The organism is Nonomuraea sp. NPDC050310 (genome assembly GCF_040655795.1).
Classification (GTDB): domain Bacteria; phylum Actinomycetota; class Actinomycetes; order Streptosporangiales; family Streptosporangiaceae; genus Nonomuraea.
In genome coordinates, this window is sequence record NZ_JBFAKP010000008.1 from 140,247 (window position 1) to 166,867 (window position 26,621).

Consider the following 26,621-nt stretch of genomic DNA (forward strand, 5'->3'; position numbering starts at 1 on the left):
TCAAGAGGCAGGTCTGAAGCGGGAGTGCTGGGCGAGGAACCAGTCGGTGGCGAGGTCGGTTTCCGTGATGCGCCCGATCAGCGCCAGGGCCGAGCTGATGCTCTCCGGATCCTCCACGCGATCGTCGAGGCCGTCGCCCTCGTTGAGCTGGAAGCGCAGTCCCGCCATCAGGTGATCGAGCGCGTGCGGGTCGTCGCCGGACAGCCTCCAGCTCTCGGGCCAGAGAGGGTCGAAGGAGACGACGGTCCGGCCGTCGCGGGCGTAGTCGAAGTAGGCGTTGAAGGTGATGTCCATGTGGAGGCCGACGGCCTGGCGGCCGCCTTCGGTGAGGGCGCGCAGGGACTCACCGTCGCCGTGTCCCGGGATGACGCCGATCCAGCCGTTGACCTCGGCCACCCAGCGGGATCCGTCGTCGATGGCGTGATCGAGGATCTCGCTCAGGTGACACGGCGTCCGGGTGGCGAGGTCGAAGTGGAAGTCACGGGCGAGGGCGTCGAGGTCCGCACCCTTGATCCACATGGCGCTGAAGCCCAGCGCCCACAGATCCATCTCGGCGTCCAGCTCCTCGGTGAAGAGGGTCGAGACCAGAAGGTCGTGCAGGTAGGTCGGTGACTGCATGGCCGCCTCTCTCACAGGAAGGTGTGCCCAGCGCGGCGGGCGGCCAGTTCGCCGCGGATGACCACGAGGAGGGTCGAGGTGAGGTGCGGGGTCAGCGGCTCGTGCAGCCAGCCGTCGGCGTGCCGCTCCGCGTGGAAAGGCCCGCCCACCCCCATGCTCACCAGCCGCTCGGCCAGGTCGGGGTGCTGCTCGAACTTGGCGCGCATCAGGGCGGCGAGGACGCCTGCCGACTCGAACTGCCACGTGTCGCGAACATGGACGAAGGAGACCAGCTCCTTGACCTCCCGCGGGCCGGGCGCGGCGCGGATGGCCTCGCGCAGGCCCTCGTCCGTCACGGCGAGGGCCCAGTAGGCGTGGACGACGCTCGGATAGACCTGCCCGCCGTACGAGATGGGCGCCGGGTACTCGTTCCGGAGGACGGCGAAGACGTCGTGCCGGGGTGGCCGCGGTTCTTCCCCCTGCACGGGGAGGAAGACGTCGCGATCTTCGATCGGCCACAGGGCGGCTCTGTGGGGTTGCGCGGGCAGGTTGCCGAGGGCCTGACCGCGTAACCAGGTGGTCAGCCCGCGGGCGGCCTCGCCGACCGCCAGCCCCTCCGCGTCGTCGTCACACTCGTCCGGCGACGGCGTGTTGTACTCGTAGCAGTCGATCGCGGTGAGTACGGCCAGCGGAGTCCACAGGGCGCGCCCGGCGAGGTCGGCGGTGGCCTCGGTGAGCGCCGTCCGCTGCCCGTACGTGGGACTCTCGGGGAAGGGGTCGACGAACTCGTAGCGCTGGAACCGGTCGTATCCGACCGAGTGCTCCGACCAGGCCAGCGCCGCGGTCACCAGCGCGTCGACGTGCGTCTTGCCCAGCTCCATCTCACTCACCCGGCGAAGGTTAGCCCTCGCCACCGACATTCTCCTGCCGCTCTGCGGACGTCAGGGCAAGCTGGCCGTACAGCGCCTCCTCCGACAAGGCTCCGCCGTTCAGCGCGGGCTTGCGGTTGAAGCGGAACACCGGTACCGCGGTGACGTCCCGTGCCCAGCGCACGGCGACCGCGGGGTCCCACCGTACGCCGGTCTCGGCGGCCAGCCCGCGCAGGACGTCGAGGTCGCCGACGGCGGCGCCGTCCACGAAGTGGGCCTGGAAGAGGCGGGCGGTCATCGGCTCGGCCAGCCCCTGGGCGGCGGCCATGGCGATCAGGTGGTGGGCGTGGGCGGTGTCGGCCGTCACCGCCTCGGCGAAGTTCAGCGGGATGCCTTCGGCGGCGGCCAGGGCGTCGACCCGCGCCACCCCGCGCTCGCCGAACCTGGCCAGGCTCTGCTGGAGCTTGGACTCGCCGCCCACCGCCCCGGGCTCCACCTGCCAGGAGCGGATGGTGAGGTCGATGTGCCCGCCCTCCGCGCGGAACCGGGCGGCGGCTCGCCGGTAGCGGGTGAAGGCCAGGTAGGACCAGACGCAGATGACGTCGAGGGTGATGTCCACCTGTGCGGTGTTCTTCATGGTCTTCAGCCTGGCCGTCGCCTTGACCTGCGACAACGACGGATTCCGCAACGATCGCTAACCTGCGGGTTATGGAACGGCGTGACATCGAGATCTTCCTGACCCTGGCCGAGGAGCTGCACTTCGGTCGTACGGCGGAGCGGCTGGGCGTCAGTGGCGCCCGGGTGAGCCAGACGATCAAGCAGTTGGAGCGCCGGTTCGGCGTCGCCCTGTTCCAGCGGACCAGCCGGCAGGTGGCGCTCACCCCGGTCGGCGGCCAACTGCGCGAGGACGTGCAGGCGGGCTACCAGCGCATCCAGGAAGGCATCGCCAAGGCGGTCGCCGCCGGGCGAGGGTTCGCCGGGACGTTGCGAGTCGGCTTCTCCAGCCCCTTGGTGGGCGAGGCGATCATGGCCGCCGCCCAGGCGTTCCGCACCCGCCACCCGGACTGCGAGGTGCGCATCCGCGAGGTGCACCTGTCGGATGCGTTCGGCGCGCTGCGCTCCGACGAGCTCGACCTGCAGATCACCGAGCTGCCCGTCCAGGAGCCGGACCTGGCCGGTGGGCCGGCCGTGCTGCGCGACCCCCGCCTGCTGGCCGTGTCCGCCAAGCATCCTTTCGCCCGCCGCGACCACGTCACCGTCGAGGATCTCGCCCGGGACGTCGTGCTGGTGCCCGCCGACGCCCCCGCCTACCTCCTGGACGCGATCATCCCGGCGATGACGCCCGGCGGGCAGGCCATCCGGCGTGAGACCGTGCTGACCTCGCGGCAGGAACTGCTCACGCTGGTCAGCGGCGGCGCGGGAATGGCCGTGGTCGGGAGCCAGGCCACCCGGTACCACGCCCGGCCGGACATCGCCTACGTGCCCATCGCCGGCCTGCCGCCCCTCGAGTACGGCCCGGTCTGGCCGGTCGGCGGGCAGACCAGCAGGGTCCGTTCCTTCCTCGCGCTTCTTCAGGCCGAGCTCGATCGCTAACCCAGAGGTTGTCGATCGTTTCGGTTTCCGTCGTTGTTGCTGGTAGGCGCGGTGCGGAGGATGGAGGCATGACAACGACGAAGCAGACCACCGTGACCAACCCCATCCCCGAGGAGTACAAGGGCGGCGTCCCCTACCTCAACGTGCACGACGCCAAGGCGGCCCTCGCCTTCTACCGCGAGGCCTTCGGCGCGGACGTGCGCATCGAGATCCCCCGCCAGGGCGACAAGATCGCGCATGCCGAGTTCCGGATCGGCGCCGCGGTGTTCATGCTGCGTGACGAGTACCCCGAGTACCGCTTCCGCAGCCCGAGGACGATCGGCGGCACGCCGGTCAACCTGTTGGTCTTCGTGCCGGACGTGGAGGCGTTCGCCGAGCGGGCCATCGCCGCGGGGGCGAGCGTCATCCGGCCGGTCGAGATGCAGTTCCACGGTGACCTGCAGGTCGAGCTGGAGGACCCGTTCGGGCACTCGTGGTTCTTCACCAGCCGGGTGGCGCACATGGATGAGACGGAGCTGAAGGAGACCGCCGCCGCGGTGAACCTCTGAACCCTAGGGCCCGACCGGCGTCCGGGAGAATGCCTGCCGTACGAGACCCATCCGCGTCGGTGGTGGCTCCGAACTCCTCGTGTGACCGGCAAGAAGCGATTCCCAGCAGCGGCGATCTTCGGCATGGTGATCGGGGCGCTGGGTTTCGCGGTGGCCGAGCTCGCGGCTGCCCTGATCGGGCGGCCGCAGGCCGGTCCGCTGGTGGCGGCCGGGTCGGCCTTCATCGACCTGACGCCGCAGTGGCTCAAGGACTTCGCCATCCGGACCTTCGGAACGGCCGACAAGATCGTCCTGCTCCTGTCCCTGGCTGTCGGCGCCCTGCTCGTCGCCGCCCTCATGGGATGGGCCGGGACGCGGCGGCGGCCGTGGCCGGCGGTCGCGGTCCTGTTCGGGCTCGTGGCGGTCGCCGGAGCCGCGGCGCTGACCCGGCCCACGGCGCTGCTCACAGACATCGTGCCGTCAGCCGCCGCGGCCGCCGCGGGCCTGGCCGCCCTGACCCTGGTCCGCCGCCGTCTCCTGCCTCACAGCACCAGTACGGCAGGCGACCCGGCCCAGGACCACCCCGACCAGCGGGAGAACCGGGAGGTCGACCGGCGGGCGCTGCTGATCACGGGCGCCGGCCTGCTGGGGGTGGCCGCACTGGCCGGCGGCAGCAGCCGCGCCATCACGGCTCTGCGCCCCACGGGAGCGACGATGAGCGTGCTCCCACGCCCGGCCTACCCCGCGCCGCCCCTCCCGCCCGGCACCGACCTGCAGATCCCCGGCATGGCCCGCTTCATCACCCCGGCCACCGGCTTCTACCGGGTTGACACCGCCCTCGTCATCCCCCGCGTCCCCGCCCAGGAGTGGACCCTGCGTGTGCACGGCCTGGTGGACCGCCCGTTCGAGCTCACCATGGGCGAACTGCTCGCCCAGCCCTTGACCGAGCGCGACATCACCCTGACCTGCGTTTCCAACGAGGTCGGCGGCCCCTACGCGGGCAACGCCCGCTGGCTGGGCCTGGACCTGCGCACCCTCCTCCGCCAGGCGGGCGTCCAGCGCGACGCCGGGCTCCTCCTGTCGCGCTCGGCGGACGGCTGGAGCGCCACCACCCCGCTGGAGACCGTCCTGGACGGGCGCGACGCACTGCTGGCCGTCGCCATGAACGGCCAGCCCCTGTCGCCCGAGCACGGCTTCCCCGCCCGCCTCATCGTCCCCGGTCTGTACGGCTACGCCTCGGCCACCAAGTGGGTCACCGACCTCGAGCTGGTCGCGAACGCCACCGGCCTGTCCTACTGGACCACCCGCGGCTGGGCCGAACGCGCCCCGATCAAGACCGCCTCCCGCATCGAGGTCCCCAAGCCGTTCGCCACGGTCCCCGCGGGCCGCAGCGTCATCGCCGGAACCGCCTGGGCCCAGCACCGCGGCATCGCCGCCGTCGAGGTCAGCGTCGACGACGGCCCCTGGCAGCAGGCCCAGCTCGCCGCCACCCCGGGCCCCGACACCTGGCGGCAGTGGAAGCTGCCCTGGCAGGCCACCCCGGGCCAGCACCGGCTGCAGGTGCGGGCCGTCGACGCCGGCGGCGCCCTGCAGACCAGCCGGCGCGCGCCCACCTTTCCCGACGGCGCCACCGGCTGGCACTCGGTCTTGGTGACCGTCATCTGAACGTCCCTCAACACCTCCCATTCACCGCATATCGCAAGGAGTCCTCATGAACGTCCGCCGAATCGCCCGCACGCTGACGGTTCTGGCCGTGGCCCTGGCCGCCACCGCCTTCGGGAGCAGCGCGCCCGCCTCCGCCGCCGCGGATCCCTTCGGACCGGCGTGCGCCGGAGTGCCCGCCTCGGGCAAGGGCAGCTTCACCGGCATGGCCGCCGACCCCGTGGCGACCGCCGCCTCCAACAATCCGGCCCTGTCCACCCTGGTCGCCGCGGTCCGCAAGGCCGGGCTGGTCGACACGCTCAACGGCGCGGACGGCATCACCGTCTTCGCGCCCACCAACCAGGCGTTCGCCAAGATCCCGAAGAAGACCCTGAAGCGCGTGCTGGCCGACCGGAAGAAGCTGACCGGCATCCTCGCCCACCACGTCGTCCAGGGCCGCAAGAGCCCCGCCGACCTGCGGATGGGGAGCTTCACGACGCTCCAGGGGAGCAAGGTCCGCACCAGCGGCTCCGGCTCCACCTACAAGATCGGCCGGGCGAAGGTGGTCTGCGGCAACGTCGCCACGCGCAACGCCACCGTGTACCTCATCGACACGGTCCTCATGCCCGGCAAGTAGCCCAGGGCGTATCGCGCCTTGGCCCACCTTCACGACCGAACCATCCAGGAGAGACCCATGAACACCCGCCTCGCGATCCTGCCGCTGCTGGCTCTGGCCGCCTCCCTGGCCGCCTGCGGCTCGGACGGCGGCGACTCGGCCACCGGTGCCGCCATGGCCACCAGTTCCGCGCCGAGCCCCACAGCCTCCGGCACCGCTGCCGGTGAGCCGTTCGGGCCGGGCTGCTCCGCCGTACCCGCTTCGGGCAAGGGCAGCTTCACCGGCATGGCCGCCGACCCGGTGGCCACCGCCGCCTCCAACAACCCGGTCCTGTCCACCCTGGTCGCCGCGGTGCAGAAGGCCGGGCTCGTCGACACGCTCAACACGGCCGACGGCATCACCGTCTTCGCGCCGACCAACGACGCCTTCGCCAAGATCCCCAAGGAGACCCTGGACAAGGTGCTGGCCGACAAGAAGACGCTGACCGACCTCCTCACCTACCACGTCGTCCAGGGCCGCAAGAGCCCCGCCGACCTGCGGCAGGCGAACCTCACCACCCTCCAGGGCGGGCAGATCGCCACGTCGGGCTCGGGCGAGGAGTACACGGCCGGCAAGGCCAAGGTCGTCTGCGGCAACGTCGACACCCGCAACGCCACCGTGTACCTCATCGACACCGTCCTGATGCCGAGCTAGTGACGGGCGACGGGCCGGTCCCGTCGCCCGACCGAAGGGGGCGCCCAGGCGCACCGGGTGCCCCTTCAAGGCAATCGAGTACGGCAGCCGGTCGGCCAGCTCGAGCGTGAGATACCGGCCCGTCACGCCGGGAGAGGCCGCCGCCGGCCGTACGCCCTGGCGATCGCCGCCGGGGCGGCGGCTCGTCCCTTGTCGGTGATCGTGTAGTACCGGCGCCGGGGACGGCCAGGCGGTTCGTGCTCCGTGGTCTGCTCCAAGGCGCTCTCGACCCAGCCGCAGCGTTCCAGCCGGGCGAGGATCGCGTAGATCGTGCCGGAGGGCAGCGCCGTCGTGGTGCACAGCTCCAGCCCGTAGCGAGGCCGCGCCGGATCGGCGAGGAACACCTGCAGGACCGCTTGGAGCTGCAGGGTCATCCGGGGCCCGCCCATGCTCGAACTCTACGTCGCCCGGCCGCGACCCGGATCTGCCGTGGACGGTGTGCTTCAGTCGAGTGCGTCGGCCGGTTCGGGGGCGGTGCGGCGGTTGGCGTACAGGCTGGTCAGGGTGACGGTGGTCAGGACGGCGATGATGACGCCCAAAGAGGCGAGCGTGGGGATCTCGGGCACGGCCGGCCAGATGCCGTGCGCCCAGTGCAGGACCAGCTTGACGCCGATGAAGGCCAGGATGACGGCCAGGCCGTAGTCGAGGTGCCGCAGCTTGTCCAGGGCGCCCTTCAGCACGAAGTACAGGGCACGCAGGCCCAGCAGCGCGAAGGCGTTGGTGGTGAAGACGAGGAAGGGATCCTCGGTCACGCCGTACACCGCGGGCACGGAGTCGACCGCGAAGACGATGTCGGTGGCGAACACGGCCACGGTGGCCAGGGCGAGCGGGGTGAGCGCCAGCCGGCCGTGCTCGCGCACCGCCAGCCGGAAGCCGCGGTAGTCGGGGGTGACGGGGACGATGCGGCGCAGCAGCCGGACGCTGCGCATCTGGTGGATGTCGATCTTGTGCTCGTCGCCGGCGCGGGCCTGCTTGAACACCTTGGCCGCGGTCACCACGAGGACGGCGCCGAACAGCAGGAAGACCCACGTGCCCGTCTGCAGGGCGGCGGCGCCCAGCGCGATGAAGACCGCTCGCAGCACCAGCGCCCCGATGATCCCGTACAGCAGCACCCGCTGGGTCAGTTCCGCTGGTACGGCGAAGGCCGCCAGCAGCAGCATGAAGACGAACAGGTTGTCCACCGACAACGACTTCTCCACCACGTACCCGGTGAAGAACTCCGCCGCCGCCGTGCCGCCGAAGGCGCCCCACAGGTAGCCGCCGAAGGCCACCGGCAACACCAGGTAGAACACCGACCAGCCGACGGCTTCGCGCATCCCTACCTCGTGGGGCCGCCGGGTCAGGGCGATGTCCACCGCCAGCAGGATCAGCAGGACCACCACCGCGATGACCCACAGACGGGGTGAGGCGACAGAACCTGGGGCGGACGTGTTCAGCGCAGCGAAAGTCGTCCCCACGGCCATGAAATCCTCCTCGAACGTGCTCAGCCGTTCGAGGTCTCCTTCACCCGGGGGTGGCGGGCGGCCGTCCGGGGGCGCTCGGTACGCCCGTACTGACCGGATCGACGCTTGGGAAGTACTCCCCTCGCTACCGTCAGAGTAGACAAGACCGCCCGATGCTTCCACTCGTTCGGCGCGCGGAGTGAGTTCAGCACGCTGGGGTCAGGCCAGCGCTGACCGCTTGTCGGTCTCGCGGTCGTCGGCCGGTGCCGGCGTCTCGGACGTCGTGCGCTCGGCCTTGACGCGGGTGAGCAGCGGCTGGGCGAACCACGCCCAGCAGATGAACGCCACCAGCGCGGCGACGAAGCCGGCCGCGATCCAGTCGGCGATCAGGAGACGGAAGATAAACAACGTGACGCTGCCCAGCGCCACCATGAGCGCCACGGTCCCGGCCAGGCCGTACAGGTTGGAGCGCCGGACCAGGAGCCCCTTCGCCCCCGCTCCGGCCCTGAACAGCACCCGGTGTTGCGCGGCCGGGGTGATGAAGCAGGCCGACGCGACCGCGGCGGCGCCGAGGGCGAGATAGAGCAGCCAGCGCTCGCCCTCGGGCACGCTCTGGAATCCGGTGGAGAAGGGGACGGTCAGGAGGAAGGCGAACAGGACCTGGATTCCAGTGGTCGCCACCCGCAGGCCTTGCATCAGTTCGCCCAGCTCCCGGTCGATGCGCTCCTTGGGCGACTCGTCGGTGTGGGGATCGTCGGGGGGAAGGTGCTCGTTCACGGCTGCTCCACGAATCACGCCCGGCGAAGGGGAGGGGTTCTCACGATGGGTCGCGTCAGGGGTTGAAGATGCTGACGCCGCCCGGCCCGACCAGCAGCCCGAGCACGATGAGGACGGCGCCCCAGAGAATGTCGCGGCGGGCGATGAGCACGTAGACGCCGGCGATGACGAGAACGACGGCGATGATCCACAGAAGAGTTGTCATGACGGGAGAACTGACCTCAGCCGGGGCGGATAAACGACCCCCGCGCAGGCCCTCGGCAACGATCCGATCACACCGCGCCCGCGCGGCCGTCGGCCTGGTGATCCACGCGACCTGCCAGGTCGCCGCCGGCACGCCCGTCGTCGTCCCGGCCGCTGACCGGGCGACGCGAGTGCCACACTGGTGCCATGGGCAGGCCGCAGACGATCGACGAGTACATCGAGGGCCGCACCGGGCCGGGCCGCGAGCTGCTGGAAGAGCTCCGCGCGCTGGCCCGCGAGGCGGTCCCGGAGGCGAGCGAGGCGATCAAATGGGGAGATCCCGCGTGGGTGCACCCGTCCGGGACGATCCTGTTCGTCGTCAGCGCCCACACGAAGCACGCGAACGTGACGTTCACCCCCAGCACCCGGGAGGCGTTCGACGCCGAGCTCACCGGCTTCGCCACCGGCAAGGGCTCGGTCAAGCTCCCGTACGGCGAGCCCGTGCCGGGCGACCTGCTGCGCCGGATGATGGCCTTCCGGGTGCGCGAGCACGAGGACGACGGCGTGCTGTGGATGTGACAGCTCAGGACAGGCCGTGCGGGGTCTTCTCCCAGTGGTGGGGCCGGCGGAACAGCTGCCAGACGGCCCGGTAGGCCGCGACGGCGGAGAGCATGACGTAGGCGGGCCCGGTCAGCACCGCGGTCGCCAGGCCGGGCCGCCGGACGATCGCCCCGGTGCAGACGGCCAGGAGATGGGTTCCGGCGGTGACCGCCAGCACGGCGATCGCCAGGGGGAGCGACAGGAAGGAGCCGCCGGTGACGAGCGCGGCCAGCACCCCCACCCACAGGACGGTCGAGGGCACGATCAACGCGGCCAGGACGGGCTCGCCGGCGATCAGCGCGCGGAAGGCCATGCGCGCCTTCCAGGACAACGTCCTGAACGCCGGTGATCGGGAGTGCACGAGCCAGGTCTGCAGGTACCCCTTCATCCAGCGGGTCCGCTGCCGGATCCAGGCCGGCGTCCGCGAGCAGGCCTCCTCGTAGGTGGTCGAATCGAGCAGGGCGGTCTGCGCGCCGTCCAGGTAGATCCGCAGGGCGAGATCGACGTCCTCGGTCACGTTGTAGGGATCCCAGCCGCCGAGCTCCTTCAGCCGGGCGACGGGAAAGTGGTTCGAGGTGCCGCCGAGCGGGACGACCAGCCCGAGCGAGGACAGGCCCGGCAGGAAGCCCTCGAACCAGGCGGCGTAGTCGATGGTGAAGCACCGGGTCAGCCAGTTGTGGTCCTGGTTGTAGAAGTCCAGGCGAGCCTGGAGGCAGATGGTCGCGGGCTCGCTCACCGCGAACAGGTGCGCGGCCTTGCGCAGTTGGTCGAGCTCCGGGCGATCCTCGGCGTCGTAGATGACGCAGAGGTCGCTGCGCGTCTGGGCGAGGGCCACGTTGCAGGCGCGCGGCTTGGTCTGCGGCAGGCCGTCCGGCGGCGGGACGACCACCAGGCGGAAGCGGGGGTCGGGGAGGCTGCTCCGGACGGAGGCGATCGTGGTCTCGTCCCGCGCCTCGCAGATGAGCATGACGTCCAGCTTGTCCGCGGGGTAGTCCAGTCGCGACAGGTGCTCGATCAGCGGCGGAACGACGTTGGCCTCCTGGTGGAGGGGCACGAAGACCGTGTAGGTCGGCAGCCGGTCTTCAGGGAGGTCGGGCGGCGGGCCGGGCGCAGGCCGCTTCCGGACGCCGAGGGCCACCAGCACGGCGCGGAAGATCGAGACCGCCAGGATGATGAGGAGCATGGCGGCGACGAGGACCTCGATCGTCAGCGCCGGAGCCAGCACCAGCCCGGCGAGAAGCAGCACCGCTGCTACGAGTGACTGACGCCGGCGCAGCGGGACCAGCCGGGCCGCGGGGCTGGGCCGCCCGAAACCGATGAGATCGTTGTTCAGGCCGGCATCGGGATCTCCGCTGGGGATCATCCGGGCGGCTCTCCTTCGGCTTCTTCGATCTCGATCTGGAACGAGCCGTTGTCCGTCACGTGGTTCGCGGACAGCTCGGGGGAGGAGTCCGCGGAGACGAAGATCCCGCCGTCGCGGTTGGCCGTGATCGTGTTGTCGTGCACGTGGCCGCGCCCGCGGTCGAGGATGTGCAGGCCGTACTCCCGGTTCGCGCTGATGACGTTGCCCACCAGCCGCGGGTTCCCGCCCTCCAGGATGTAGACGCCGGAGTAGCGGTTTTCAGTCACGCGGTTGCCCTCCAACCGGCCGAGTCCGTCTTCGTCCACCCAGACGCCGTGATCGCGGTTGTGGTGGATCCGGTTGCCGGTGACCGTGGGGTCGCTCTGCTGCAGGATCACCAGCCCGGGGTACTTGTTGTGGTGGATGTCGTTGTCGGCGATCGTGCCGGACGCCTGTTCCGAGACGTAGACGCCGTGCTGGCGCCCGTCGTGGATGTGGTTGCGTCTCAGGATCGTCTCGCTGCCCTGGATGATGGCCACCCCCGGGAACCCGTTGTCGTGGATGTCGTTGTCCTCCAGGGTCCCCGCGCTGGCTTCGAGCACGTAGACGCCGTGGTGCTTGTTGTGGGCGATCCGGTTCCGCCGCAGGACCGGATCGCTGCCCTCCCTGATCACCACGCCGGCCATCGTGTTGTCGTGGACGTGGTTGTCCTCGAAGGTCCCGAAACTGTCCTCCATGATCACGATCCCGTGGACCTTGGAGCCGTGGATGGTGTTACGGCGAAGCCGCGGGTCGGAGCCGCCGCGCACCAGCACGGCCGACAGCGACTCGCTCCTGATGTCGCAGTCCTCGAGGTCGAGCCGGCCCTGGGCGATGTCGACGGCCACGTAGTCGCCCTGGCCGGCGAGCTGATGGATGGAGATGTTCGCGACGCGGCCCATGGTGGTGGCGAACACCACGGCGTCCGATCCGCTGACGCGCAGGCTCACCGCGCTCGGGTCGTTGCCCTCACCGATGATCTCCAGCGGCTTGTCGATGACGACGCCTTCCCGGTAGACGCCCGGCAGGACCAGGATGCGCAGACCGGCCGGAACCTCCCTGACGGCCGCCGCCAGGCTGCGGAAGTGGGCCCGAGCGCCCTCGCCGACGATGACGACTGAGCTCTCCGACCGGATGTCGACCCTGCTGGAGCGGGAGCTGCCGCCGCGGTCCCGCCTGACGTGTCCCAGGGCGCGGCTCGAAGCGACGGTCGCGGTCGCCGAGGGGAGCAGGGTCACGATCTCCTGGGCGAGCTTGGCGATCCGCCGCTGGATCGCGGGGGTGCTGATCGACTCGTGGCGCAGCTCGCGCCAGTCGTCCACCTGGCGGCTCGCGATGGTGCGGAGGAGGGGGTCGGTCGCCTGCCGCAGCGGATCATAGAGCGGGTCGTAGGTCTCGTAGTAGATGGGCAGGATGAGGTCGGTCCGGCCGAGCGCGCGTTCCCGGATGAGGAACTGCTCCAGCTCTCCCCGGCACAGCGGACTTTCGAAATAGCCGGGCGTGATGATGGGGATCAGAAAGGTCGAGCGCTCCAGTGACGTCCTGATCTGCGCCCGCCAGTCGGATCCCCACCGGATATCGACCCGGTCCTGGAAGATGACGAAAGGGAATCCGGTGAGTCGTTCCACCTCTGCGCTCAGCGCCTCACGGAAACGGCTGAGCCAGCTGCTCTCGATCTGCCCTTCGGTCTCGCCCTCGTCCCGGCTGTCGTCGGCCCGGGCGTAGCTGAGAAATCCGACGCCGTCGGACACTTTCGTTCGCGCCTCCCGCCGTGCCCCGATGACAACAGTGCCCGTGGATAGGATGCCGGAGTGCCTGAATCGGATGATAGCGGCCAGGTGTGTTCTCCGCATCAGGAGTGGGACCCGTTAGTTCTCGACGCGTTGGCGGCGGATGACTTCTACGCCTCTTACAAGAAGCGGATCCGCGAATTGCTCAGGCCGCGAAGCGGCGGCCGATATCTCGACGTCGGTTCCGGATCCGGCGAGGCGGCCATTCGCTTCCTCGCCGGCCATCCGGTGGAATTAGTGGCCCTCGATCGGTCACTGCGCATGAGCCGCCTGGCGAAATCCCGTGGAGTTCCGAATGCGCTGGCAGCGGATGCGCACCTGCTGCCTTTCGCGTCGGCATCCTTTGACGGGGTTTATGCGGACCGCGCTTTTCAGCACCTGGACCAACCCGATATCGCCCTGGCCGAATCGGCGCGGGTCCTGCGGCCGGGCGGCAGGCTGGTTCTCGCCGACCCGGACTACGACCTCCAGGCCTTGGAGATAGAGGACCAGGAGTTGGCGCGCCGAATTCTGCGTTATCGCGCGGACGAAATGGTGCGCAACGGGGCTCTCGCCCACCGGCAGGCCGCCCGCCTGGTCGATCTCGGCTTCGACGACATCGGGGTGGAGGCGCGGACGGTGGTCGTCCGGCGGCCGGATGTGCTGGACAACGTGCTGAACCTGCGCGACTGGGCGCACCACGCGGTGGGCCGGGGCCGGCTCCCGGTCGGCGAAGCCGAACGCTTCGTCCGCCAGTTCGACCGGGCGGTCCGGGACGGGAAGCTGACCTATGTCCTGACGTTCTTGCTGACCTCGGGGACGAAGGCGCGCTAGACCGGCGGGCCGGTGAGCCGGTCGTAGGCGCGTTCGAGGCTGGCCTCGAAGGCGTGCGAGGTGTCGACGAACGGCAGACCTTGGGAGCGGCACGACTCCGCGAGCGCCTGGCCGGCCCTCTTCATCTCCTCGACGTGCGCGAGTCGCCCGGCCCGGTCGAGGTCCCGGTCGACCCAGTCGTTCGGCCCGCCGGCGAAGGAGGCCAGTTGCTTCACCTTCTCCTCGGCGGCGACCGTGGGGAAGCCGAGAAAGCAGGCGCGGATCCGCCCCGGCAGGTCCCGGGACAATTCGGTGACGTGATCCGGGGTGACGAGGTCGCCTTCGAGGCAGTAGGGGAGTCCCTGCGTGACCGAGTGGAGGCCGATGGCCCGCAGCACGGGCCAGAGGGCGTCGGCGAGTTCAGATGGGGCGCGGTCGGGGCCGGGGAATATCGCGGGCACGGTGTCGTGCAGCGCCATTTTGAGCACGTCCACGGAGAGAAAGGGAACGTGCCGGCGGCGGAGCACCATCTGAGCGAGCAGGGTCTTTCCCGACCGTGACGTGCCACCGATCAGATACAGCACGCCGGCCCCGTGGTCACGGCGGGGACATGTGAGGCCGGGAGGAGCCGGGGGAATTCGCGGCTCACTTCAACCGCGGAGGCGGAAATCGGTTCGCACGCGATGTGCCGGCCCAGCAGGGCTTTGAGCCGCTCACGCACTGAGGCACTCCCGGGAAAGCGTGGTCTTCGTCCATTAGAGAGCACCTGCGCACGGAGGGAAAGCCCGGCGAAGGTGAGAGGAAGCGGACGACGGGCGCCGAGCGGCATGGTTTGGCCATCGGACGGCACGGAGAGGCTCCGCTCCCGGTTGGCGCTCCGGGCGCCGGGTAGCCACGGGCGGGAGGAAGGGAGCCGACCCATGGCAGACGGCCACACCAAGCCGGAGACGATGCAGGAAACGGACGTCATCGAGCTGCTGCTGGCGCAGCACGGCATGATCCGGAACCTGTTCGACGAGGTCGAGCAGGCGCCGGCGGACCGGCGGCAGGAGGCGTTCACGCGGCTCGTACGGCTGCTGGCCGTACACGAGACCGCGGAGGAGGAGATCGTGCACCCGTTCGCCCGCGCCGAGATCGACGGCGGCGAGGGCGTGGCGGACGACCGCCTGGCCGAGGAACGCGAGGCCAAGGAACTCCTGCAGCACATGGACGAGGCGGGCACGGAGGATCGCGACTTCACCAAGAACCTGCTCATGCTGCGGGCGGCCGTCGAGGCGCACGCGCGCAGCGAGGAACGCTACGAGTTCAACAAGATCATCCAGCACACCACCGCCGCGCAGCGACGCGCGATGGGCGCGGGCGTGAAGGCCGCGGAGGCCATGGCGCCCACCCACCCGGACCCGGGCACGGAGTCGGCGAGCAAGAACCTCCTCGTCGGCACCCCGGTGGCCATGATGGACCGAGCGCGGGACGCCATCCGTCAGGCCCTCGGCAAGCGGTCCTGACCTGCCGTGACGCGGTGCGAGGCCGGAGTTACGGCACGCGGGCCGCCGGGCCGGACATCCATGACGAAGACGTGCGAAGGAGCACCAAGCAGATGACCTTCAATCCCTTGCGCGAGCGGGGCATTCCGCTCGACAAGCAGCTACGGAACTGGCGTGAGCTGAACGTCGCGCCCATCGACGCCGACCACGCCGACCCGTACACGCGGTGCCGGATCATCACCATGAACGGCATCGAGGTCGAGTCGATCCTGTTCAGCCACCAGCTCGCCCGGCACTGCCCGGACCTGGAGCTCAAGCAGCAACTGGCCCGGGTCCGCTACATCGAGGCGCAGCAGCAGAAGGTGGTCAACTGGCTGCTTCCCGGTCTGGCTTCAGTGCTGGAGACCACGATCGCCTACGAGCAGGTGGCCGTCGACCTGACGGCATGGGTGGCCCGGATGGAGCCGGACGAGTATCTCCGGCAGGCCTACCAGTTCGGCGTGCTGGAGGACTTCGACCACCTGTACCGCTACGCCAACCTGTACGAGATGATCGAGCACCGCAAGGCGGAGAAGATCGTCGATCAGCTCACCGAGGTCATGCCCGGCCGGCCGACCATTCGCCACCACCGCGATCCCGTGGACAACGTGCGCGAGCCGTACGACCGGAGCAGTGCCGCGCCGATCTCCAAGCTGCACGCCCTGACGATCATGTCGGCCGAGCAGCAGACCATGAACTTCTACATGAACGTGGGCCCGACCTACATGGAGCCCATCGCGCGCCAGCTCTACCAGGAGATCGGGCTGATCGAGGAGGAGCACGTCACCCACTACGAGTCGCTCGTCGACCCCGGCGAGAGCTGGTGGGAGATGTTGCTCAACCACGAGTACAACGAGTGCTACCTGTACCACTCCTTCATGGAGACCGAGTCGGATCCCAAGGTGAAGAACATCTGGGAGCTCCATCTGAACATGGAGCTGGAGCACCTGCGGCTGGCCGCCGAGCTCTTCAAGAAGCACGACGGACGCGACCCCGAGCAGGTCTGCGCCCCGGAACTGCCCGCGCCGGTCACCTTCGAGCCGAACAAGGCCTACCTGCGCGAGCTGATCGCCACCCAGATCGACTACACCACGCTGGGCACCGGATACGTCCAGGACGCCCATGAGCGGTTCGAGAAGATGCAGGAGGCGCTGATGGGCGGCGAGCAGCCTCCGTCGGAGCGGGTCATCGAGGAGAACCGTGCCAAGTCCGGCGAGGACTACCGGCTGGAGACCGAGGGCAAGCACCCCGTCCGCGATCTGCGCCGCTGAGCTTTTCCGGGGATGTCTGTGCGGGTACGGCAAGCGGTCACCATGACCGCATGCCGTACCCGCCCCCGCCACCCCCGGCGGGGGCGTGTTCCCAGAGGTTCGGTCGCCCTTGGCCTCACCGGCAACCGCGGCTGCGGGCGTGGACCAGCGGGTGCGGGGTAGGGGCGGAGCATGGCAGACGACGTCATCACCCTGATCATGGCCGACCACCGCAAGGTGGAGGAGCTCTTCACCCGGCTGGAGGCCGGCAAAGGCGACGCCCGTGCCATCGTGGCAGAGCTGTTCGCCCTGCTCACCGCCCACGCTCGCGCCGAAGAGGACATCGTCTACCCCGGCCTCGACGCCCACCACGGCCTGGTGGAGCACAAGGAGGCAGAGGTCCTGCTCAACACCCTCAAACGGGCCGAGCCCGGCAGCGCCGCCTTCGTCAACGCCCACAAACTGCTCGCCGCCTCGGTCGGCCACCATGTGCAGGAGGAGGAGAGCACCCTCCTGCCCCTGCTGGCCCGCACCACCGACGCCAAGCGCCTCCGGAGTCTGGCCACGGCCTTCCGGCAACGCCGCGAGCAGGAGCTGCGAGCCCTGACCACGCCCACCGACGGCCGGCTCACCAAGGCGGAGCTCTACGAGCGAGCGCAGCAGGCCGGGATCTCCGGCCGGTCGCGCATGACCAAGAAGGAACTGGTCAAGGCCTTGGCAGACGCTCGCCCCTGACGGGACGCCCCCCGCCCGACGAAGCGGGCGAGCCTCCACGGCGCCCGTCCACATCAGAGCCGGCATCGGTCAGCAGTGCGCGTTTACCGCGGGAAGGTCAACCCCGGTGAGCTGGACGGAGCGTGACCACAGGCGGGCGGCGAGGTCGGGGTCGATGGCCGGCCCGGTGAGCGTCTCGAAGGTCGGCCGGGCCCTGCGCAGGGGGCGTCCCGGCCCGATGTGCAGTCCGGTGGGAGCGCCCGGCTCGGTGGCGGCGTAGAGGATCGGCGTGACGGCGTCGTCGATCGGACGGCTGTAGAGCAGGCCCATCACCGCTCCCGCCAGGCGGGCCGACGGCGGAGCATCCCGGCTGAGGTCGGTCTTGGCCATGCCGGGATGCGCGAGCAGGCTGCGGACGGGTGAGGCGGTGGCGCGTAGCCTGCGGTCGAGTTCCAGGGCGAACAGCACGTTGGCGAGCTTGGAGGTGGCGTAGGCGCCTCCGGGGGAGTAGCGGTGTTCGGCGGCCAGGTCGTCGGGGTCGAGGCGGCCGATCCGGTAGAGGCTGGAGGAGACCGTCACCACGACCGGGTCCCGGCCCGCGGCCAGCCGGTCGAAGAGCCGGGCGGTGAGCGCGAAGTGGCCCAGGTGATTGGTGGCGAGCTGGCTTTCCACGCCCTGCGGGCTCAGCCGTCGCGGCACTGTGCCGATCCCGCCGTTGTTGACGAGCCCGTCGACGACGACGCCGTCCGAGCGCAGCCCGTCGGCGAACCGGTGTACGGAGTCCAGGTCGAGCAGGTCGAGCCGGCGCACGTCGAGGTCGGCGGTGGCGTGGTCGGCGCGCAACTGGTCGCGCACGCGACCGCCCTTTCCGGTGTCGCGCACGGCCATGATCACTCGGGCTCCGCGGGCGGCGAGGTGGGTGGTGATCGCCACGCCGAGGCCGCTGCTGGCGCCGGTCACGACGAAGGTCCGGCCGGTCTGATCGCCGAGCCGGGCGAGCGTCCAGTTCGCTGTGCTTGCCATGACGCCTCCATGGAATAAGCGGATAAGTAATCCGATTAAAGCCTCGGGCTAACCGGATAGTCAATCCGGTTCTGTAGGCTGGCCCCATGACCCCGGCACAACGCGCCGACGCGGCCCGCAACCGCGAGCGGCTCCTGGACACCGCACGGCTCGCGGTGGACGCGGGCGACCTGTCGTTGCAGCTCAACGAGGTCGCCCGCCAGGCCGGCGTGGGCGTCGGCACCGCCTACCGGCACTTCCGCACCCGCCGGGCACTTGTGGAGGCTCTCGCCGATCCCACGTTCACCGCGCTCCTCGACGACGCCCGCACCGCCGCCCGGCACCCCGACGCGGGCCGCGGCGTGGCCCACTTCCTGCGCGCGCTGCTGGAGCGGCAACTGGCCGACCCGGCCTTCTTCGAAGTCGTCTCGACCGGCCCGGAACACGACGCCGCCCCGCGCACCACCGGCCACCGCGAGGAGTTCGCCGAGCTGGCCCGGACCGTCGTCGAACGCGCCAGGGACGCCGGAGCCGTGCGTGCCGGCCTCACCGACGACGATCTGCACCACCTCGTCTGCGGCACCGCCTTCGCCCTGCGCATCAGCGGGGACCCTCAGGGCCGGCTCGACGCCTACCTCAAGGTCATCCTCGACGGCATCCGCGCGTAGGGCACGGCCACCAAAGTCGTGGCCACCTGCCGCGTCCCGTCCTGGCGGGCCGGGGCGTTCGTGGTGCGCACTATGGACAGCGCGCAGATGGAAGCCGCCGCTGCCGTGGCGGCCAGCGGGCCGTTCACCCGCTAGATCGTCCCGGCCCCGCTGGGCGCCGTGTCCTTGTCCGGCTTCCCCGGCATCAGGGTGGTCTGTCCCTGGTCGGGCCGGGCCTGGCGTACCTCGGGCTGGCGTTCCAGCGCTCGCTCGCGTCCAGCGCCCTGTGCGGCGTGGGGGCCGGCACCGCGTACATCATGGGTCCGCTCGCCGCCCATGCCCGCCGCGCCCCCAGCATGTCGGCCTGTGACGCGCTGATTTGACATCTCTCTAATTAGAGGCGCATCATAGCTACTATTTCGACAATCTTCTAAACAGGAGCTGCGAACGCCGCCGTCGACCGCGTCCGCACCTCCGCCCTCACCCTTCGATAAGCCCATCACCCCTGGACCTTGAGGACTCTTGTCATGAGCGACAGTTGCTGCGGCACCACCCCGTCCTTCGAACTCGAGCAGCCGGCCACCACCGGCGCCACCGACACCCTGCCGGTCGTGGTGATCGGCGCAGGGCCGGTCGGCCTCGCTGCCGCCGCCCATCTGGCCGAGCGCGGCCAGGACTTCCTCGTCCTGGAGGGGGGCGAGCAGGTGGCCGCCTCCATCGCGCAGTGGGGACATGTCCGGGTGTTCAGCCCGTGGCGCTTCAACCTCGACGCCGCCGCCAAGCGCCTGCTGGAGGCCGACGGCTGGACCGCCCCCGACGAGGACTGGCTGCCCACCGGCGCCGAGCTGATCTCCGACTACCTGGCTCCGCTGGCCAAGCTCTTCGGCGACAAGATCCGCCTGGGCGCGAAGGTGACCGCGATCAGTCGCGTCGGCTACGACCGGGTTCGCACCAACGGTCGTGAGGGCGTGCCCTTCCTCATCCGCCTGGCCGGCGGCGAGGAACTGCAGGCCCGCGCGATCGTGGACGCCTCCGGCTCCTACAGCACCCCGAACGTGCTGGGCGCGAGCGGTCTGCCCGCCTTTGGAGAGGAGCAGGCGGAGATCGACCACGCTCTGCCGGACGTCCTGGGCGCCGATCGCGAGCGCTACGAGGGCAAGCACGTCCTGGTCGTCGGCGCGGGCCACTCGGCCGCGACCACCCTGCTCGGCCTGGCTCAGCTCTCCGCCGACACCCGCATCACCTGGGCCATCCGCGCCGGTACGGCAGGCCGTACCTATGGGGGAGGCGACGCCGACGCCCTCCCGGCCCGCGGCGCGCTCGGCACGAGACTCCGTGCGCACGTCGAGTCCGGCCGGATCGACCTCGTCACCGGCTTCTACGTCCACCGCATCGAGGGTGACACGGTGATCAGCCGCGACCCGTCCGGTCACGAGCAGACCGTCGTCGCCGACCGGATCATCAGCGCCACCGGCTACCGCCCCGACCACACCATCGCGAGCGAGCTGCGGCTGGACCTGGACCCGATCCTCGGCTCCACCCGCGCGCTCGCCCCGCTGATCGACCCGAACCAGCACTCCTGCGGCACCGTCCCCGGCCACGGCGTGGACGAGCTGGCCCACCCTGAGCCCGGCTACTACGCGGTCGGTGTGAAGTCGTACGGCAGAGCGCCGACCTTCCTCATGGCCACCGGCTACGAGCAGGTCCGCTCCGTGGTCGCCGCCCTCGCCGGCGACTGGGAGGCCGCCCGCGAGACCCACCTCGACCTGCCCGAAACGGGGGTCTGCTCCTCCAACCTGGCCGAGGCCCAGGAGCAGCGCGTCGGCCTGGCCACCGGCCTCAGCGGCGGCCTGCTGTCCACCCCGCTCCCGCTCGCCACGGTGAACTCCGGCGGCGGCTGCTGCGGCTGACCAGGATTCCGAAAGGAACCCGACCACCTGGTTGCAAAGCAGGATGTCCGGAAATGTCTGACGGCTACCCCACCGCCGCGCAGAAAGAAGCGCTGCGCCTCCTCTGCCACCACGACGGGCTGGACACCGAACGCCTGGCCGGCACGCTCGCCTGGCGGCTTGAGGCACAGGGCTTCATCGCCCAGGCCGGTGACACGTGGACCGCCACGCCGGCCGGAGCGGCGCGGCGTGACCGCTGAACCCGAGACCGCCGCCCTAGCCAGCCGGGGCGGCGGTCAGCCGTACACCAGGCAGGGCCGGTGGATCGACGCGGCGCTCGGCCTGTCCGTGCTGGCTGGACGCCGACCTGGTCAAGAAAGCCGCCTGATCATCACTCGGTCCAGTGGCACGGCCCCGATCGCCCGCCATCGCGTATGATTTAGACGAGGATCGAATTAAGGAGCCCCGGATGACCGCCGTGACGATCCAGTGCTGCGCGCCGATCGCCCGCGAGCCGCTGTCGGAGGCCGACGCGGCCGACCTCGCGGTCCTGCTCAAGGCGGTCGCCGACCCGGTACGGCTGCGCCTGCTGTCGATGATCGGCTCCCACGCCGGCGGCGAAGCGTGCGTGTGCGACCTGACCGGCTCCTTCGACCTGACCGCCCCGACGATCTCCCACCACCTGAAGATCCTGCGCACCGCCGGGCTGATCGACGGCGAGCGCCGTGGCACCTGGGTCTACTACCGGATCATCCCGGAGGCGGTGAACAAGCTCGGCGCCCTGTTCGCTCCGCTGGGCGAGCCCGCCCGCGCCGACCTCGGACTCGCTCCCGCCTGACCAGCCGCGGCCGGCTCAGGCGGGTTCCTGGCCCAGTTCCCGTAGCAGCGCACGCACGCGCTGTCCGATCTCGTCCCGGATCGGGCGCACGGCCTCGATGCCCTGCCCGGCGGGGTCGTCGAGCTTCCAGTCCTCGTAGCGCTTGCCGGGGAAGATCGGGCAGACGTCGCCGCAGCCCATCGTGATGACGACGTCGGAGGCCTCGACCGCGTCCGGCGTCAGCACCTTGGGCTGCTGGGCGGTGATGTCGATGCCGACCTCGCGCATCGCCTCGACGGCGACCGGGTTGATCCGGTCGGCGGGCTCGGACCCGGCCGAGCGCACCTCGACGCGGTCCCCCGCGAGGTGGGTGAGCCACCCGGCGGCCATCTGGGAGCGGCCGGCGTTGTGCACGCAGACGAACAGGACGCTAGGCATGGACGGGCTCCTTGAACAGGCGACGGCCCCACAGGCTGACGTAGACGAGCGCGACCAGCACGGGCACCTCGATGAGCGGCCCGACCACCCCGGCGAGCGCCTGCCCGGAGGTGACGCCGAAGACGCCGACCGCGACGGCGATGGCGAGCTCGAAGTTGTTGCCCGCCGCGGTGAAGGCGAGCGTGGTGGTCTTCTCGTACGGCAGGCCGATGGCCCGCCCCGCGAGGAACGACCCGCCCCACATCAGGAAGAAGTACGCCAGCAGCGGCACCGCGATGCGCGCCACGTCCAGCGGACGTTCGCTGATGGTGTGCCCTTGCAGGGCGAAGAGGATGACGATGGTGAACAGCAGGCCGTAGAGCGCGATCGGCCCGATCCTGGGCAGGAACCGCTGCTCGTACCAGTCGCGGCCACGAGTGCGCTCACCGAGCCTGCGTGAGGCGTACCCGGCGGCCAGCGGGATGCCCAGGAAAATGATCACGTAGAAGGCGATCTCCCAGGCCGACACGGCCAGGGTCTCCTGGGACAGGCCGAGCCACCCCGGCAGCAGGTCGAGGTAGAACCAGCCGAGCAACCCGAACGCCACGACCTGGAAGACGGAGTTGAGCGCCACCAGCACCGCGGCGGCCTCGCGGTCGCCGCAGGCCAGGTCGTTCCAGATGAGGACCATGGCGATGCACCGGGCCAGGCCCACGATGATCAACCCGGTGCGGTACTCGGGCAGGTCCGGCAGCAGCAGCCAGGCCAGCGCGAACATCAGCGCCGGCCCGAGGACCCAGTTGAGCACCAGCGAGGCCGGCAGCAGGCGCCGGTCGCCGGTGACGGTGTCGAGGCGGTCGTAGCGGACCTTCGCCAGCACCGGGTACATCATCAGCAGCAGCCCGAGCGCGATCGGCAGCGAGATCTGCCCGACCTTCACCGACTCCAGGGCGGTGTCGAGCCCGGGAAGCAACCGGCCGAGCAGCAGCCCGGCGGCCATCGCGAGCCCGATCCACACCGGCAGGAACCGGTCGAGCGTGGACAGGCCCGCAACGACGGACCGCGACGTCCAAGCATCCACGGTCACACCGCCGCCGGGGAGCCGATGATGGCCGACAGCTCGCCCAGCGTCTCGGGGACCAGCCGGTAGTAGACCCACGACGCCCGGCGCTCCGAGGTCAGCAGGCCGACCTCCTTGAGCACCTTCAGGTGGTGGCTGATGGTCGGCTGCGACAGCTCGAAGGCGCCGGTGATGTCGCACACGCACACCTCGCCGCCCTCGCGGCTGGCCACGATCGACAGGATGCGCAGCCGTACCGGATCACCCAGGGCCTTGAACACCCGGGCGACCCCCGCGGCCTGCTCGGCGTCCAGTGGCCGGCGGGCCAGCGGGGGGCTGCACTCCAGGAGCTGCGGCAGTTCCATCTCCACCGTTCCTCATATCGACAGCCGTCGAAGTCGAGCACAGTCTATATCGATGGCTGTCTATATCCAGACCCGGTCAGTCGATCGCCGGGCTGCGGCGTTCCAGGAAGACCACGTCCCGCCAGACGCCGTGGTGGCGGCCGATGCGCTCTCGGATGCCGAGCATCCGGAAGCCCAGCGCCTGGTGCAGGGTCAGGCTGGCCGCGTTCTCCGGGAAGATCGCGGACTGGATGGTCCACACGCCCGCGTCCTCGCTGGCGGCGATGAACGCCGTCATCAGGGCCCGGCCGATCCCGTGCGCCTGGCAGCCCGGGTGCACGTAGACGCTGTGCTCGACCACCCCGGCGTAGACGCACCGGCTGGAGACCGGCGAGGCGGCGACCCAGGCGAGCACCTCCCCGGTCGCGGTGTCCTGGGCGACGTAGCGGAGCACCTTGCCCTCGCTGAACGTCGCCCAGTCCGGGGCGGTGGTTTCGAAGCTGGCGTTGCCGGTGTCGAGGCCGGCCTGGTAGATGGCCAGCACCTGCTCGGCGTCCTCGTCGCGCATGGGCCTGATCACCATGCCGGGCGGGGCCTTCGGCTTGGACGCCCGCACGAGGGCCGAGTGCACCCCGCCGCCGTGATCGGCGGTGAGCTCGATCGACAGGCCGACGAACCCGGCCTGCTGGAGCAGGCGCCGGTACTCGCCCACGGACAACGCCCCGGCCGGGCAGCCCACGCGCCGCTCGGCCTCGGCTCGCCGTACCGGATCGGTGTCGTCGGCGCTCACGATGTCGCTGATCCCGAGCCGCCCGCCGGTGCGCAGCACCCGGAACGCCTCGGCGAACACCGCGGCCCGGTCGTCGGAGAGCGTGATGACGCGGTTGGAGATGACGACGTCCACCCACAGGCCGGGCAGCGGGATGTTCTCGATCGAGCCCTGCAGGAAGTCGACGTTTCCGACGCCGGCCTCGGACGCTTCGCGCCTGGCCAGCTCCACCGTCTCGGCCGCGGCGTTCAGGCCGTAGGCGCGCCCGTGCGGGCCGACCCGGCGGGCCGACAGCAGCACGTCGAGACCGCCGCCCGAGCCCAGGTCCAGCACCGTCTCCCCGGTGCGCAGTTCGGCGACCGCCAGGTCGGAGTAGCGGGTCACGATCTCGTCGTCGGCCATGATTCCTCACTCGCAGGCTGGGGTCGCCGGGACCGGCTTGCCCATCACCACGTCGGCGGCGGTGGGGAAGCAGCTCACGCAGGCTTCGTTGATCCGGTAGAGGCTCGACGTCCCCCGGTGCTCGACCAGGACGAAGCGGACCTCGGCCAGGATCTTCAGGTGGTGGGACACGGTCGACTGGCCGATCGAGACCGCCGCGACGATCTCACCGACGGTCATCGGCTCCCGCTGCCGGGCCAGCAGGGAGACGATCTGGATGCGGGTGGCGTCGGCCAGGGCCTTGAACCAGCTCGCGTACTCCTCGGCTTCGGCTCTCTCCAAAGGCTTCATCGTTAATCGACGATACTCGATCAAAGCGTGCCTTTCCAGCCCCGGGTCCCACGCCGCGGGCCGGCTCGGCCTGAAGGAGCCGGGCGAGCTACCGCCTGGAGATCCACGCGAACGCGGCGAGCCGTACGCCTCCACCCGCATCAGCACCGCCTGGGCCTTCCCGCCGCAGCCGCGGTGATGAGCTTCTCCCTGGGCCCTGAACCGGGAGAACCGGGCCCAAGGCGGCGTTCCCTCCCTGGTCCCGGTCACGGTACGGCAGGCAGGTCACCCGTTGTCAGCCCTGACGGTCGAGGTCTCCTACGACGCCGGGGTGACCTGGCGGCCCGCGCCCATCACGCGCACACCGTCCGGCGGCGTGGCCCGCGTCGGCAACCCGGACGCCCGCCACGTCTCGTTCCGGGCGCAGACCACCGACTCGGCCGGTAACACCGTCGACCAGACGATCACCGAGGCCTACCGCACCGCTGTCTAGCCCGCCGCTTGTACGGCGAAGCGACCCGCCTCGCCGTACAAGCGGAGCTGCCTCACCCGGCCGGCTTGGCGTACTCGTCGGCCCCGCCCGCGAAGTCATAGGCGACGGCTTGTTCGTCGCCCACCACCCAGGCGTCATGCCCCGGCGGGCAGACGAACACGTCGCCGGGCCCCACCTCGGACTCGGTGCCGTCACGCATCTTCAGATGGATGCGCCCCTGGACGACGAAGCCGTTGTGGTGCACCTCGCACAGCTCGGTCCCGGCGATCGGCCCTACCGACTCCGACCACTTCCACCCCGGCTCCAGTGTGATGACGCCGAAGCTGAGGCCGCTCAGTCCCAGTACGTCCAGGTGCCCGCGCGGGAAGTCCCGGCGTTCATCCGGCTTGTCGATGTTCTTGACCTCGATCATGCTCTTCATCCCCTCTCGTCCTGACGGGGCAGTGCGTTTCCAGCAGTCAGATCGTCAGCGGCACGGGATGGATCTCGTCGGCCGGGTGCCCCGCACGCTGGTGGATGCGCTGGACGGCGTCGGCGTCCGGCGCATCGGACAGGCAGTAGACGAGCCCGGACTCCGGGTCGGCCCACGCCTGCTCGAAGGTGACCTGCTCTTCGTCCTGGATGGCCAGGTCGGCGTCGTGGGCCTGCTTGAGCTGGTCCGCGGTGATGCCGGTCATGCCATGGTGGACGTCCATGAATTTCATGGTTGCCTCCCAGTCCATGTCCATCCCAGCGTAGGACTGTTCCGGGCCGCCCGTTCCCCTGTGTTGGTTCAAGCCTGCCTATGGTGGACCACACCTTCAGGACGGATCCCCACCGTCGGTCCCTGTTTGGGGGCGGCGCAACGAGTGGCATAAGCAGGTGGGGACGCTCGGAGGGGGATGCGATGGCCAAGGTGTTGTTCGTCCGCTACCTCGACTCGATCCAGGCCGAGCTGGACACGCCCCGATGCCTGGATGAGGTCGACCAGAGGGGCTTCGACCTGGTCTTCTACCCCGGAGGGCACGGCCCGATGGAGGACCTCGCCCACGACGAGGTCTCAGGTGCGCTCCTGACCGGAAGGCTCGCCTCCGGCAGGCCTCTGGCCATGCTGTGCCACGGGCCGGCCGCGTTGCTGGCCGCCAAGGACGCCGACGGGTCATGGCCGTTCGCCGGATACCGGATGACCGCGCTGTCCAGCACCGAGGAGAAACCCAACAGCTTCGGCCGCAAGGCGCCCTGGTTCCTGGAGGACCGGCTGCGAGAGAGCGGCGCGGACTTCACCAAGGGCAAGATCCCGCTGGTGCCGCACCTCGAGACCGACCGCAACCTCTGCACCGGCCAGAACCCGGCCTCGTCCGAACGACTCGCCCGCCGCCTGGTGACCGACTTGGGCTGACCCGGAAGACGCGGGTCCAGGGAACCCGTCGGAACCCTTCGGGAGACAGCACGGTGAAATGGCTACT

Annotated in this window: 34 protein-coding genes; 16 read left to right on the top strand and 18 right to left on the bottom strand. The window is 70.3% G+C overall.

All coding sequences use genetic code 11. The features are described from left to right. The 3 genes from AB0I67_RS21075 to AB0I67_RS21085 are packed head-to-tail and all read right to left on the bottom strand — an operon-like array spanning position 1 to position 2,103. The gene (locus AB0I67_RS21075) at positions 1 to 618 is read right to left on the bottom strand and encodes a DUF6461 domain-containing protein (protein WP_357925976.1); all 618 of its coding nucleotides are present in this window, start codon (positions 616 to 618) and stop codon (positions 1 to 3) included. Positions 619 to 629: 11 nt separating this feature from the next. Next, positions 630 to 1,487 carry an NADAR family protein gene (locus AB0I67_RS21080; protein WP_357925979.1) on the bottom strand — a complete coding sequence of 286 codons (858 nt, stop codon included), beginning with the start codon at positions 1,485 to 1,487 and terminating at the stop codon, positions 630 to 632. Positions 1,488 to 1,497: 10 nt separating this feature from the next. Further along, positions 1,498 to 2,103, bottom strand: a complete 606-nt coding sequence (locus AB0I67_RS21085) for a DsbA family protein (RefSeq protein ID WP_357925981.1) — start codon at positions 2,101 to 2,103, stop codon at positions 1,498 to 1,500. 71 nt (positions 2,104 to 2,174) lie between these two features. On the opposite strand from AB0I67_RS21085, the gene AB0I67_RS21090 reads away from it, so the two are divergent. The 5 genes from AB0I67_RS21090 (at position 2,175) to AB0I67_RS21110 (ending at position 6,536) form a co-directional block, all read left to right on the top strand. Further along, a complete protein-coding gene (locus AB0I67_RS21090; protein WP_357925984.1) occupies positions 2,175 to 3,059 on the top strand; it encodes a LysR family transcriptional regulator in 885 nt (294 codons plus the stop codon). Positions 3,060 to 3,127: 68 nt separating this feature from the next. Continuing rightward, positions 3,128 to 3,607 carry a VOC family protein gene (locus AB0I67_RS21095; RefSeq protein ID WP_357925987.1) on the top strand — a complete coding sequence of 160 codons (480 nt, stop codon included), beginning with the start codon at positions 3,128 to 3,130 and terminating at the stop codon, positions 3,605 to 3,607. Between the two features lie 81 nt (positions 3,608 to 3,688). Further along, the gene (locus AB0I67_RS21100; RefSeq protein WP_357925990.1) at positions 3,689 to 5,251 is read left to right on the top strand and encodes a molybdopterin-dependent oxidoreductase; all 1,563 of its coding nucleotides are present in this window, start codon (positions 3,689 to 3,691) and stop codon (positions 5,249 to 5,251) included. 46 nt (positions 5,252 to 5,297) lie between these two features. Then, on the top strand, positions 5,298 to 5,864 hold the full coding sequence (locus AB0I67_RS21105; RefSeq protein WP_357925992.1) for a fasciclin domain-containing protein: 567 nt from the start codon (positions 5,298 to 5,300) through the stop codon (positions 5,862 to 5,864). Positions 5,865 to 5,921: 57 nt separating this feature from the next. Next, the gene (locus AB0I67_RS21110; protein ID WP_357925994.1) at positions 5,922 to 6,536 is read left to right on the top strand and encodes a fasciclin domain-containing protein; all 615 of its coding nucleotides are present in this window, start codon (positions 5,922 to 5,924) and stop codon (positions 6,534 to 6,536) included. Between the two features lie 122 nt (positions 6,537 to 6,658). Here AB0I67_RS21110 and AB0I67_RS21115 read toward each other — a convergent pair whose 3' ends face one another. The 4 genes from AB0I67_RS21115 to AB0I67_RS21130 all read right to left on the bottom strand — a co-directional run bounded on the left by AB0I67_RS21115 (position 6,659) and on the right by AB0I67_RS21130 (position 8,999). Continuing rightward, positions 6,659 to 6,964: a PadR family transcriptional regulator gene (locus AB0I67_RS21115; RefSeq protein WP_357925996.1), complete on the bottom strand. Its 306-nt coding sequence runs from the start codon at positions 6,962 to 6,964 to the stop codon at positions 6,659 to 6,661. Between the two features lie 54 nt (positions 6,965 to 7,018). Continuing rightward, the gene (locus AB0I67_RS21120; protein WP_357925999.1) at positions 7,019 to 8,038 is read right to left on the bottom strand and encodes a TerC family protein; all 1,020 of its coding nucleotides are present in this window, start codon (positions 8,036 to 8,038) and stop codon (positions 7,019 to 7,021) included. A 198-nt stretch (positions 8,039 to 8,236) separates the two neighbouring features. Further along, positions 8,237 to 8,794 (bottom strand): DUF6328 family protein, encoded by a 558-nt coding sequence (locus AB0I67_RS21125; RefSeq protein WP_357926001.1) that lies wholly within the window; start codon positions 8,792 to 8,794, stop codon positions 8,237 to 8,239. A 55-nt stretch (positions 8,795 to 8,849) separates the two neighbouring features. Continuing rightward, the gene (locus AB0I67_RS21130; RefSeq protein ID WP_357926003.1) at positions 8,850 to 8,999 is read right to left on the bottom strand and encodes a GPGG-motif small membrane protein; all 150 of its coding nucleotides are present in this window, start codon (positions 8,997 to 8,999) and stop codon (positions 8,850 to 8,852) included. Between the two features lie 185 nt (positions 9,000 to 9,184). On the opposite strand from AB0I67_RS21130, the gene AB0I67_RS21135 reads away from it, so the two are divergent. Then, positions 9,185 to 9,556 carry a DUF1801 domain-containing protein gene (locus tag AB0I67_RS21135; protein ID WP_357926006.1) on the top strand — a complete coding sequence of 124 codons (372 nt, stop codon included), beginning with the start codon at positions 9,185 to 9,187 and terminating at the stop codon, positions 9,554 to 9,556. Positions 9,557 to 9,560: 4 nt separating this feature from the next. Here the strand turns inward: AB0I67_RS21135 and AB0I67_RS21140 are convergent, their stop codons facing one another. Then, positions 9,561 to 10,940, bottom strand: a complete 1,380-nt coding sequence (locus AB0I67_RS21140; protein ID WP_357926008.1) for a glycosyltransferase family 2 protein — start codon at positions 10,938 to 10,940, stop codon at positions 9,561 to 9,563. Further along, positions 10,937 to 12,709, bottom strand: a complete 1,773-nt coding sequence (locus AB0I67_RS21145) for a right-handed parallel beta-helix repeat-containing protein (RefSeq protein ID WP_357926011.1) — start codon at positions 12,707 to 12,709, stop codon at positions 10,937 to 10,939. Before AB0I67_RS21145 ends, AB0I67_RS21140 begins: the two co-directional genes overlap by 4 nt. Before the next feature lie 60 nt (positions 12,710 to 12,769). Here AB0I67_RS21145 and AB0I67_RS21150 point away from each other — a divergent pair, with 60 nt between their 5' ends. Beyond that, positions 12,770 to 13,561 (top strand): methyltransferase domain-containing protein, encoded by a 792-nt coding sequence (locus AB0I67_RS21150; protein ID WP_357926014.1) that lies wholly within the window; start codon positions 12,770 to 12,772, stop codon positions 13,559 to 13,561. Here the strand turns inward: AB0I67_RS21150 and AB0I67_RS21155 are convergent. Next, entirely contained in the window at positions 13,558 to 14,034 is a 477-nt protein-coding gene (locus tag AB0I67_RS21155; RefSeq protein WP_357926017.1) for a hypothetical protein, read from the bottom strand. The genes AB0I67_RS21150 and AB0I67_RS21155 overlap by 4 nt on opposite strands. A gap of 426 nt (positions 14,035 to 14,460) precedes the next feature. Here AB0I67_RS21155 and AB0I67_RS21160 point away from each other — a divergent pair, with 426 nt between their 5' ends. The 3 genes from AB0I67_RS21160 to AB0I67_RS21170 all read left to right on the top strand — a co-directional run bounded on the left by AB0I67_RS21160 (position 14,461) and on the right by AB0I67_RS21170 (position 17,048). Further along, a complete protein-coding gene (locus AB0I67_RS21160) occupies positions 14,461 to 15,045 on the top strand; it encodes a hemerythrin domain-containing protein (protein ID WP_357926019.1) in 585 nt (194 codons plus the stop codon). 92 nt (positions 15,046 to 15,137) lie between these two features. Further along, the gene (locus tag AB0I67_RS21165; RefSeq protein ID WP_357926022.1) at positions 15,138 to 16,334 is read left to right on the top strand and encodes a hypothetical protein; all 1,197 of its coding nucleotides are present in this window, start codon (positions 15,138 to 15,140) and stop codon (positions 16,332 to 16,334) included. 171 nt (positions 16,335 to 16,505) lie between these two features. Further along, positions 16,506 to 17,048: a hemerythrin domain-containing protein gene (locus AB0I67_RS21170; protein WP_357926025.1), complete on the top strand. Its 543-nt coding sequence runs from the start codon at positions 16,506 to 16,508 to the stop codon at positions 17,046 to 17,048. A 69-nt stretch (positions 17,049 to 17,117) separates the two neighbouring features. Here the strand turns inward: AB0I67_RS21170 and AB0I67_RS21175 are convergent, their stop codons facing one another. Next, positions 17,118 to 18,050: an SDR family NAD(P)-dependent oxidoreductase gene (locus AB0I67_RS21175; RefSeq protein WP_357926027.1), complete on the bottom strand. Its 933-nt coding sequence runs from the start codon at positions 18,048 to 18,050 to the stop codon at positions 17,118 to 17,120. A gap of 86 nt (positions 18,051 to 18,136) precedes the next feature. On the opposite strand from AB0I67_RS21175, the gene AB0I67_RS21180 reads away from it, so the two are divergent. The 4 genes from AB0I67_RS21180 (at position 18,137) to AB0I67_RS21195 (ending at position 21,403) form a co-directional block, all read left to right on the top strand. Then, positions 18,137 to 18,697, top strand: a complete 561-nt coding sequence (locus tag AB0I67_RS21180) for a helix-turn-helix domain-containing protein (protein ID WP_357926030.1) — start codon at positions 18,137 to 18,139, stop codon at positions 18,695 to 18,697. Between the two features lie 506 nt (positions 18,698 to 19,203). Then, positions 19,204 to 20,586, top strand: coding sequence for an FAD-dependent oxidoreductase (locus AB0I67_RS21185; RefSeq protein WP_357926033.1), 1,383 nt, complete (start codon positions 19,204 to 19,206; stop codon positions 20,584 to 20,586). A gap of 53 nt (positions 20,587 to 20,639) precedes the next feature. Beyond that, positions 20,640 to 20,825 carry a hypothetical protein gene (locus AB0I67_RS21190; RefSeq protein ID WP_357926035.1) on the top strand — a complete coding sequence of 62 codons (186 nt, stop codon included), beginning with the start codon at positions 20,640 to 20,642 and terminating at the stop codon, positions 20,823 to 20,825. Positions 20,826 to 21,034: 209 nt separating this feature from the next. Next, positions 21,035 to 21,403 (top strand): metalloregulator ArsR/SmtB family transcription factor, encoded by a 369-nt coding sequence (locus AB0I67_RS21195; protein ID WP_357926038.1) that lies wholly within the window; start codon positions 21,035 to 21,037, stop codon positions 21,401 to 21,403. Between the two features lie 15 nt (positions 21,404 to 21,418). On the opposite strand, the gene AB0I67_RS21200 is transcribed toward AB0I67_RS21195, so the two are convergent. The 5 genes from AB0I67_RS21200 to AB0I67_RS21220 form a co-directional block, all read right to left on the bottom strand. Continuing rightward, positions 21,419 to 21,820 carry an arsenate reductase ArsC gene (locus AB0I67_RS21200; RefSeq protein WP_357926041.1) on the bottom strand — a complete coding sequence of 134 codons (402 nt, stop codon included), beginning with the start codon at positions 21,818 to 21,820 and terminating at the stop codon, positions 21,419 to 21,421. Next, a complete protein-coding gene (gene arsB / locus AB0I67_RS21205) occupies positions 21,813 to 22,880 on the bottom strand; it encodes an ACR3 family arsenite efflux transporter (protein WP_357926043.1) in 1,068 nt (355 codons plus the stop codon). The genes AB0I67_RS21200 and arsB overlap by 8 nt, the downstream gene beginning before the upstream one ends. Before the next feature lie 2 nt (positions 22,881 to 22,882). Further along, a complete protein-coding gene (locus AB0I67_RS21210; RefSeq protein ID WP_357926046.1) occupies positions 22,883 to 23,224 on the bottom strand; it encodes a metalloregulator ArsR/SmtB family transcription factor in 342 nt (113 codons plus the stop codon). Positions 23,225 to 23,300: 76 nt separating this feature from the next. Beyond that, a complete protein-coding gene (locus tag AB0I67_RS21215; RefSeq protein ID WP_357926049.1) occupies positions 23,301 to 24,374 on the bottom strand; it encodes a GNAT family N-acetyltransferase in 1,074 nt (357 codons plus the stop codon). Between the two features lie 6 nt (positions 24,375 to 24,380). Continuing rightward, positions 24,381 to 24,704, bottom strand: a complete 324-nt coding sequence (locus AB0I67_RS21220) for a metalloregulator ArsR/SmtB family transcription factor (protein WP_357926051.1) — start codon at positions 24,702 to 24,704, stop codon at positions 24,381 to 24,383. 271 nt (positions 24,705 to 24,975) lie between these two features. On the opposite strand from AB0I67_RS21220, the gene AB0I67_RS21225 reads away from it, so the two are divergent. After that, complete coding sequence (locus tag AB0I67_RS21225; protein ID WP_357926053.1) at positions 24,976 to 25,176, top strand: hypothetical protein; 201 nt, start codon at positions 24,976 to 24,978, stop codon at positions 25,174 to 25,176. Positions 25,177 to 25,228: 52 nt separating this feature from the next. Here the strand turns inward: AB0I67_RS21225 and AB0I67_RS21230 are convergent, their stop codons facing one another. Both AB0I67_RS21230 and AB0I67_RS21235 read right to left on the bottom strand, forming a co-directional pair. Further along, positions 25,229 to 25,597: a cupin domain-containing protein gene (locus AB0I67_RS21230; RefSeq protein WP_357926056.1), complete on the bottom strand. Its 369-nt coding sequence runs from the start codon at positions 25,595 to 25,597 to the stop codon at positions 25,229 to 25,231. Positions 25,598 to 25,634: 37 nt separating this feature from the next. After that, positions 25,635 to 25,871, bottom strand: coding sequence for an SCO4226 family nickel-binding protein (locus tag AB0I67_RS21235; RefSeq protein WP_357926059.1), 237 nt, complete (start codon positions 25,869 to 25,871; stop codon positions 25,635 to 25,637). A 191-nt stretch (positions 25,872 to 26,062) separates the two neighbouring features. Here AB0I67_RS21235 and AB0I67_RS21240 point away from each other — a divergent pair, with 191 nt between their 5' ends. After that, complete coding sequence (locus AB0I67_RS21240; RefSeq protein WP_357926061.1) at positions 26,063 to 26,554, top strand: DJ-1/PfpI family protein; 492 nt, start codon at positions 26,063 to 26,065, stop codon at positions 26,552 to 26,554. Positions 26,555 to 26,621 lie beyond the last annotated feature (67 nt).